Consider the following 7,631-nt stretch of genomic DNA (forward strand, 5'->3'; position numbering starts at 1 on the left):
GGTGCCGGGCGGGGCGAGGGAGGGGTCGAGGGGGACGACCGCACGGGTGTCGGCTGCTCGCGGGTCCGCGGTCACTTGAAGCCCTTCTTCACCTGGGAGAGATAGGCGCTGCCGCGCAGCACCCGCTTGCAGCGCGGGCAGTACTCGGCCCACTCGTCGAAGTCGAGGCTGAGGTCGCGCATGGTGCCGCGGAGGTTCTCGACGTACGGGGTGGTGTCGATGGGTTCCTCGCAGCGGCGGCAGCTGAAGACCTCCTGGTCCTGCTGGCCGGTGTACTTGAACAGCTGCATGCCCACGGCGGCGGGTCGCTGGACGATGTGGAAGAACTTCCCGAACGGGATGTAGATGAGGGTGAAGACCACGGAGACCATGTGGAGGATCGCCAGGAACTCGTATCCGCCGCCGTGCAGGAAGATCGACGAGAAGGTGAGGAGCAGGCCCGTCACGGAGATGACGATCAGCGCGATGAGCGGCACGAGGTCGTAGCCGAACCGCTGGCCGGTGATCGCGCCGCGGTCCTTCATCCGGCGCCACAGGAAGTAGGAGGCGCCGGGGATGACGAGGACGGCGGCGATGTCCAGGCCGTGGAACATCAGCCAGCCGAGGATGTCCAGGGAGTCGAAGCCAATGATCTTGAAGCCCCAGATACGCATCTCGTAGCCGGGCCCGGATCCGGTGTTCGAGGTGAAGGTGAACCAGCCCCAGGTCAGCGGGAAGGTGATCAGGGACGCCAGGATGCAGCCCCAGAAGATCAGCTGGTGGGCGGCCCAGCGCGCGTGGGAGCGGGCGCCGAGGAACTTCTGGAAGCCGAGATAGGTGGCGATCATCTTCGGCAGGGCGGTGGGCGCTCTACGGAAGTTCTCGACCGAGAAGAGGCTCCCCCAGCCCTTCTTGAACAGCCGTCGGGCGCCGGGCGCGGAGACCCAGACCGTGTAGCGGTAGGCGACGCCGAAGGCGAGGAAGACCGTGGCCACGGCGTACGGCAGCAGCGCGGAGTCGAAGTTCTCCAGGAACCTGCTGCCCAGCACGATGGCCACGATCAGCAGGAGGGAGACGATCACACCGGCCGCCGTCGCGCGGGCGGTGACGGACCGGGGGACGGCGGCGCCGGAGCGGGCGGACCCGCCGGAGGGCGGCGGGTCGACGGCCGCGCCGGCGGAACCGGCGGGGTCACCGGGGGCGGGCTGCGCTGCTGCGGCAGAGGCTTCTGGTGGCTCGGTCACGCCGTCAGCGTAGGGCCGTATGAGGATATTAGTCCTGTTTTATGGCCTTACGGGGTAACCGCGTCGCGACTGCCCGGAGGCGCCGGACGGCCAGTCGGACGCACGGATCACACGGAGGCCGGCCGCGCGTTCCCGCGGAGGGCGCACGACCCGCGCGGCTCACGCAGGTCGGGTTCCGCACGCCGCGGAGGGGGCATCGCCCTCGCGTACCGCGGAGGCCCACGCGGTGACCGCGCAGGCCCACGCGGTGATCGCCGACGCCCACGCGGTGACCGCGGACGCCCACGCGGTGACCGCCGCTCCTGGATCCTCGGCAGGCTCCGTGGGTACGTTCACCGGGCACGGCTCCCGCCGTCAGCCGCCCGCGTCACGAGGAGCACCGGATGACCCGCCAGGACACCACGCCCCCGACGTCACCGGCCGACCCGCCATCGGCGCCGCGCCGGAGGGACGCGCTGACCGATGTCGCCGGGATCCGGGTCGGACACGCGCAGGTCGCGGGCGCCGGGGCGCTGAGCGGCACCACCGTGGTCCTGGCACCCGAAGGCGGAGCGGTCGCGGCCGTGGACGTACGCGGCGGCGGACCGGGCACCCGGGAGACGGACGCGCTGGATCCCCGCAATCTGGTGCAGCGCATCGACGCGGTGGTCCTCACCGGCGGCAGTGCGTACGGCCTGGACGCGGCATCCGGAGTGATGGCCTGGCTGGAGGAGCAGGGGCGCGGCGTGCGGGTCGGGGCCGACCCGTCCCAGGTGGTTCCGGTGGTCCCCGCGGCCTGTGTCTTCGACCTGGGAAGGGGTGGCGACTGGCGGGCCAGGCCGAATGCCTCGACCGGCCTGGCCGCGGTGGAGGACGCGGCGCGCACGGAGCCGGGGGCCGCGGTCGAGGAGGGCTGCGTCGGTGCGGGCACGGGTGCGGTCGCCGGGCAGTTGAAGGGCGGGGTGGGCACGGCGAGCGTCCTGCTGCCGTCCGGGATCTCGGTGGCCGCCCTGGCGGTGGTGAACGCGGCGGGCTCCGTTCTCGACCCGCGCACCGGGGTGCTGTACGGGGAGTACGGGGCCGCCGAACCGGCCGTCGCGCCCGCGCCGGAGATCCACCAGGAGGCGCAACGGCGCCTGGCCCAGGCGCGCGACGCGAACACGCGCCCCCCGCTCAACACCACGCTCGCCGTCGTCGCCACGGATGCCGACCTCGGCCGCGCGCAGGCACAGAAGCTCGCGGGGACGGCGCACGACGGGCTGGCACGCGCCATCCGGCCCGTCCACCTGATGAGTGACGGGGACACCGTCTTCGCCCTGGCCACCGGCGCCCGCACACTGGATCCGGCGAACCCGCTCGCACTCAACGACCTGCTGGCGGGGGGTGCGGAGGCCGTGACCCGGGCCATCGTGAAGGCGGTCCGGGCGGCCACGAGCGTCAACGCCCGCGCCGGCGGCGGCACATACCTCGCGTACGGTGACCTCTACGGCACACCGCGGCCGTCGGCGCAGTCACCGGAGCGTACGGGGCGCGGAGCCGACTCGCCGCCCGCGTAGGGAAGTTCGGCGAACAGCGGGAACCTTCTGCGTGCGCCGTACGTTTTTCTGCAACCCCGGTCACGATGTCAGACCCAGGGACTACGTTGAGCACGCACCAAGTCACACGCGGCGACGGCCTGGAGACAGCACCTTGAGCGATCCGTACGAGACAACCGAGCAGCACCTCGAGCGAATCCTGCGACGGGCTCTCAACTCGTTCGACCTGCCCGACAGTACGGTCGAGCGCCTCGGCACCGCGCTCGCCCACAGCAGTTCCCTGCACTCCTCGCACCACAGTCCCTCCCTGCACCGCGAGACCTACCGGCACACCTATCTGCTGGCCGACGGCACGCCGCTCACGCTGTGGGAGCTGGTGCACTGCGGCCCCCGTCCGACCGCCGCCCCGGTGAACGCGGGGCACGGCGCGGAGCCGGACCCGCTCCAGCACGAGCTGTACGACGACGAGGCGGACGCCCACATCGCGGCGGCCCGGCTGACCGGCGGCTTCTGCGACGGCCCGGTCTTCGGCAACGACGGACCGCAGGCCGACCTGGAGATCATCGACGCCCTGATGGCGGCGCCCCCGGCCCCGCTGCCCCGGATGTACGCCCCGGACAATTCCGCGGACCACGCCCGCCGGGTGCTGCGCCGGGCGGAGAACCGGAACGGACCGGGCGAGGAGACGGCGCTCCTGCTGCGGGCGGCCTTCGCTCACCACATCACCCAGATCTTCGGCCGGCAGTGCCAGGTGGACGGTCGGGACGCGGGGTTCACGCTGTACGAGCACGCCTTCCTGCTGCTCGACGGCAGCGAGACGAGCCTGTGGGAGGTCGAGCACACGGCGACGCCGGACGGCCGTCACATGTGCGAGGTGTACGGCGACGAGGAGGCCGCGCGCGGCGCGATGGAGAGCCGTACGCGCATCTGCTGACGCACGGCCCGGCCCCGTACGGACATGACGGTGCCCGCACCCCCGGCCGGGGATGCGGGCACCATCGGTTCTTCCGTCTTCCGCTTCCGCTCCGTCCGCTCAGTGCGTCAGCACGGGCTCCTGGACGGGCTCGTCGAACGGCTCGGCGCTCTCGTCGCCGCCCTCCACGTGCTGCTTCGGACGGGCCGGCAGCGCGAACATCACCAGGAAGATCACCGCGAGCACCCCGGCCACCCACCACAGCGAGTGCTCGAAGGCGTCGGCGAACGCCGGACCGATCTCCGGCGGCGTCAGCCTGTCGCCCATCGCCCCGAAGAAGACGACCGAGACCAGGGCGAGCCCCAGCGCGTTGCCCATCTGCTGCACGGTGTTGAACAGCCCCGAGGCCGATCCCGCGTGCTCCTTGGGCACCTCGGACAGCACCGCGTCGGCCAGCGGGGCGACGATCAGCCCCATCCCGACGCCCATGACCACCAGCGGCAGCGCCATCTGCCAGGACGTGATCGCCATGCCGTAGCGGCCGGACTCCCAGATGTAGAGCAGCAGACCGGCGATCATGAGCAGCGCCCCCGCTTGGAGCACCTTGCGGCCGAAGCGCGGCACCAGCTTCTGCACGGAGATGCCGGCGGCGAACGAGACGGCGACCGAGAACGGGATACCGGTCGTGCCGGCCCGCAGCGCGCTCCAGCCGAGCCCCTCCTGCATGTACAGCGTCCAGACGAGGAAGAAGATCCCGAGGCCGATCCCGAAGGTCAGCTGCACGGCGATGCCCGCGGCGAAGCTCTTGACCCGGAACAGCGACAGCTCCACCAGCGGCGAACCGTCCCGGCGCGCCTTCACCCGCTCGAACAGCACGAGGCCGGCGAAGACCACGACGCTGCCGGCCATCGACAGATAGCCCCAGAGCGGCCAGCCCAGCTCCTCGCCGCGGGTCAGCGGGTAGATGAGCATGAGCATCCCCAGCGTCACCAGCACCACGCCGACCAGGTCGAGGCGGAGCGCCTGCGGCGCCTTGGACTCGGTGATGAACTTCCGGCCCAGGATGAGACCCGCGATGCCGACCGGCAGGTTGATCAGGAAGATCGGGCGCCATTCGAGGCCGGCGATGTTCCATTCGGTGAGCAGTGCGCCGAGCAGCGGGCCGGACACGGCGCCGAGGCCGACGATCGCGCCGAAGAGACCGAAGACCTTGCCGCGCTCGTGCGCCGGGAAGGTGGCGTGCACGATGGACAGCACCTGCGGCACCATCAGCGCGGCCGTGCCGCCCTGCAGGATGCGCGAGGCGACGAGCATCTCCGGGTTGGCGGCGAATCCGCAGAGCGCGGAGGCCACGGTGAAGCCGCCGATCCCGATGAGGAAGAGCCGCTTGCGGCCGTAGATGTCACCGAGCCGGCCGCCGGTGATCAGACCGGCGGCGAAGGCCAGGGCGTATCCGGCGGTGATCCACTGGATCGAGCTGAACGAGGCTCCGGTGTCCGCCTTGATGCTCGGGATGGCGATGTTGACGATCGTGACGTCGACCAGGTCCATGAAGGCCGCGGTCATCACGATGGCCAGCGCGAACCACCGTCGGCGGTCCGACGGGTCCGGGGACGCCGTGGGAGCAGCCGTCGGCGACGGCTGGGATACGGAAGAAGTCATAAGAAGAAGTTAAACGTCTATTAGGTCAGATCATGACCCAATGGACGGGCATGCTGGGTGACATGACCGACACCCCGGCACGACTGCTGAATCTGCTGTCACTGCTCCAGACGCCGCGCGAGTGGCCGGGCAGTGAGCTCGCCGACCGGCTCGACGTCAGCGCGCGCACCATCCGCCGCGACATCGACCGACTCCGCGACCTGGGCTATCCCGTCGAGGCGTCGCGCGGCTCGGTCGGCGGCTACCGCCTCGTGGCCGGTACGGCGATGCCGCCGCTGCTGCTGGACGACGAGGAGGCGGTGGCCATCGCGGTCGGGCTGCGGGCCGGGGCCGGCCACGCCATCGAGGGTGTCGACGAGGCGTCCGTACGGGCGCTGGCCAAGCTGGAACAGGTACTGCCCTCACGGCTGCGCCACCGGGTCTCCACCCTCCAGAACGCGACGATGCCGCTGGCCCGGGGCGACGGCGCGACGATCGACCCGCAGACGCTGACCGTGATGGCGTCGGCGGTCACCGGGCGGGAGCGGCTGCGGTTCGCGTACCGGGCGGGGGACGGCGCCGAGACGCGCAGGCAGGTCGAGCCGTACCGCCTCGTCAGCACGGGGTGGCGCTGGTATCTCGTCGCGTACGACCTGGAGCGGCAGGACTGGCGCACGTTCCGGGTCGACCGGGTGAGTGATCCCTACGCGACGGGTGCCCGTTTCACGGCGCGTGAGCTGCCGACCGGCGACGCGGCGGAGTTCCTCAGCACATCCATGGCGCGCCGGCAGCCGGAGCTGGAGGTCGACGTGAGCTTCGCGGCCCCCGCCGAGTTCGTCGCCTCACGGCTGCCCGCCTCGATCGGCCCGCTGGAGCAGCACGGCGAGCACGGCTGCCGGCTGCGGGCGGTGCTGACCGACTCGCTGGAATGGGTGGCGCTGCGCCTCGCACTGGTGGACTGCGAGTTCACGGCGCACGGGCCGCCGCAGCTGGTGTCGTATCTGCACGACCTGGGCGGACGGCTCACCCGCGCGGCGGCGCCCGGCGCGCAGGGGACCGTCGCTGCCCTTCCGGAAAAAGGATGAGCCCCGGCGCCAGGGGGGGTGGGCGCCGGGACTCAGCTCTAGGGGGCCGCCGATGTGAAGCGGCCCAATTCGGAGGTTACTGGACTCGGGCTCACGCCGCAGCGTCAAAGCCCGTGTCGTGAGCCATTCGCTTCAGTTCGAGCAGTGCGTGCTTCTCGATCTGGCGGATCCGCTCGCGGGTGAGCCCGTGCTGCTTGCCCACCTCGGTCAGGGTCCGCTCACGGCCGTCCTCGATGCCGTACCGCATACGGATGATCGATGCGGTGCGGTGGTCGAGCTTGCCGATCAGCTCCTCCAGCTCCTCACTGCGCAGCAGCGTCATCACGGACTGCTCGGGCGACACCGCGGAGGTGTCCTCCAGGAGGTCGCCGAACTGCGTGTCGCCGTCGTCGTCCACCGACATGTTCAGACTGACCGGGTCGCGGGCCCAGTCCAGGACGTCGCTGACGCGCGACGTGGTCGAGTCCAGCTCGGCGGCGATCTCCGAGTGCTCGGGGTCGCGACCGTTCTCACGGTTGAACTCGCGCTGGACACGACGGATCCGGCCGAGCTCCTCCACCAGGTGGACGGGGAGCCGGATCGTGCGCGACTGGTCGGCTATGGAACGGGTGATGGCCTGCCGGATCCACCACGTCGCATACGTGGAGAACTTGAAGCCCTTGGCGTAGTCGAACTTCTCGACCGCGCGCACCAAGCCCGCGTTGCCCTCCTGGATCAGGTCGAGCAGGGGCAGCCCGGCCCGCGGATAACGGCGGGCGACGGCAACGACGAGTCGGAGGTTGGAACGGATGAATATGTCCTTGGCGCGCTCGCCCTCGGCGACCAGCGCCTCCAGCTCCTCGCGCGAGGCCCCGCCGGCTTCGCTCTCCACCGCACCGTCGAGGACCTGCTGCGCGAAAACGCCTGCTTCCAGGGTCTGTGACAGCTCGACCTCCTTGGCGGCATCGAGCAGCGGCGTGCGCGCGATCTCGTCCAGGTACATGCCGACCAGGTCGCGATCGGCGATCTCCCCGCCCACGGCGCGAACACTGCTTGCCCGGTTGGTCCCGCCGGTGGCGGACGAACGACGGGCGACGGCACGGGTTGCCATGCGTGCTCCCTTGCTGAGTAGGTCGCGACACCCTTTCGGGTGCCCTGCATCCGATGGAAACAACGACTGGAATCCGGACAGAATTCCCATGACCGGCATTCATTTTCGCGATCATGCAGTACCCTGTCGCGCCAAAGGGGGAGGGCACATGCCACAACGGGGCAC

6 protein-coding genes are annotated in these 7,631 nt (G+C 70.8%); 3 read left to right on the forward strand and 3 right to left on the reverse strand.

Features of this window, described 5'->3' with window-relative positions:
• Positions 1 to 71: 71 nt before the first annotated feature.
• Positions 72 to 1,223: an MFS transporter gene (locus tag EAO72_RS22880; protein WP_148019152.1), complete on the reverse strand. Its 1,152-nt coding sequence runs from the start codon at positions 1,221 to 1,223 to the stop codon at positions 72 to 74.
• A 383-nt stretch (positions 1,224 to 1,606) separates the two neighbouring features.
• Here EAO72_RS22880 and EAO72_RS22885 point away from each other — a divergent pair, with 383 nt between their 5' ends.
• Together EAO72_RS22885 and EAO72_RS22890 are read left to right on the forward strand one after the other, a co-directional pair.
• The gene (locus EAO72_RS22885) at positions 1,607 to 2,758 is read left to right on the forward strand and encodes a P1 family peptidase (RefSeq protein WP_148019153.1); all 1,152 of its coding nucleotides are present in this window, start codon (positions 1,607 to 1,609) and stop codon (positions 2,756 to 2,758) included.
• 133 nt (positions 2,759 to 2,891) lie between these two features.
• Positions 2,892 to 3,671, forward strand: coding sequence for a DUF6227 family protein (locus EAO72_RS22890; RefSeq protein WP_148019154.1), 780 nt, complete (start codon positions 2,892 to 2,894; stop codon positions 3,669 to 3,671).
• Between the two features lie 99 nt (positions 3,672 to 3,770).
• Here the strand turns inward: EAO72_RS22890 and EAO72_RS22895 are convergent, their stop codons facing one another.
• Positions 3,771 to 5,312, reverse strand: coding sequence for an MFS transporter (locus EAO72_RS22895; RefSeq protein WP_148019155.1), 1,542 nt, complete (start codon positions 5,310 to 5,312; stop codon positions 3,771 to 3,773).
• Positions 5,313 to 5,374: 62 nt separating this feature from the next.
• Between EAO72_RS22895 and EAO72_RS22900 the strand changes: the two genes are divergently transcribed.
• Positions 5,375 to 6,376 carry a helix-turn-helix transcriptional regulator gene (locus EAO72_RS22900; RefSeq protein WP_187285382.1) on the forward strand — a complete coding sequence of 334 codons (1,002 nt, stop codon included), beginning with the start codon at positions 5,375 to 5,377 and terminating at the stop codon, positions 6,374 to 6,376.
• Positions 6,377 to 6,467: 91 nt separating this feature from the next.
• On the opposite strand, the gene EAO72_RS22905 is transcribed toward EAO72_RS22900, so the two are convergent.
• On the reverse strand, positions 6,468 to 7,466 hold the full coding sequence (locus tag EAO72_RS22905; protein ID WP_148019156.1) for a sigma-70 family RNA polymerase sigma factor: 999 nt from the start codon (positions 7,464 to 7,466) through the stop codon (positions 6,468 to 6,470).
• Between the last annotated feature and the right edge of the window lie 165 nt (positions 7,467 to 7,631).

The organism is Streptomyces sp. OR43, from assembly GCF_008042275.1.
Lineage (GTDB): Bacteria > Actinomycetota > Actinomycetes > Streptomycetales > Streptomycetaceae > Streptomyces.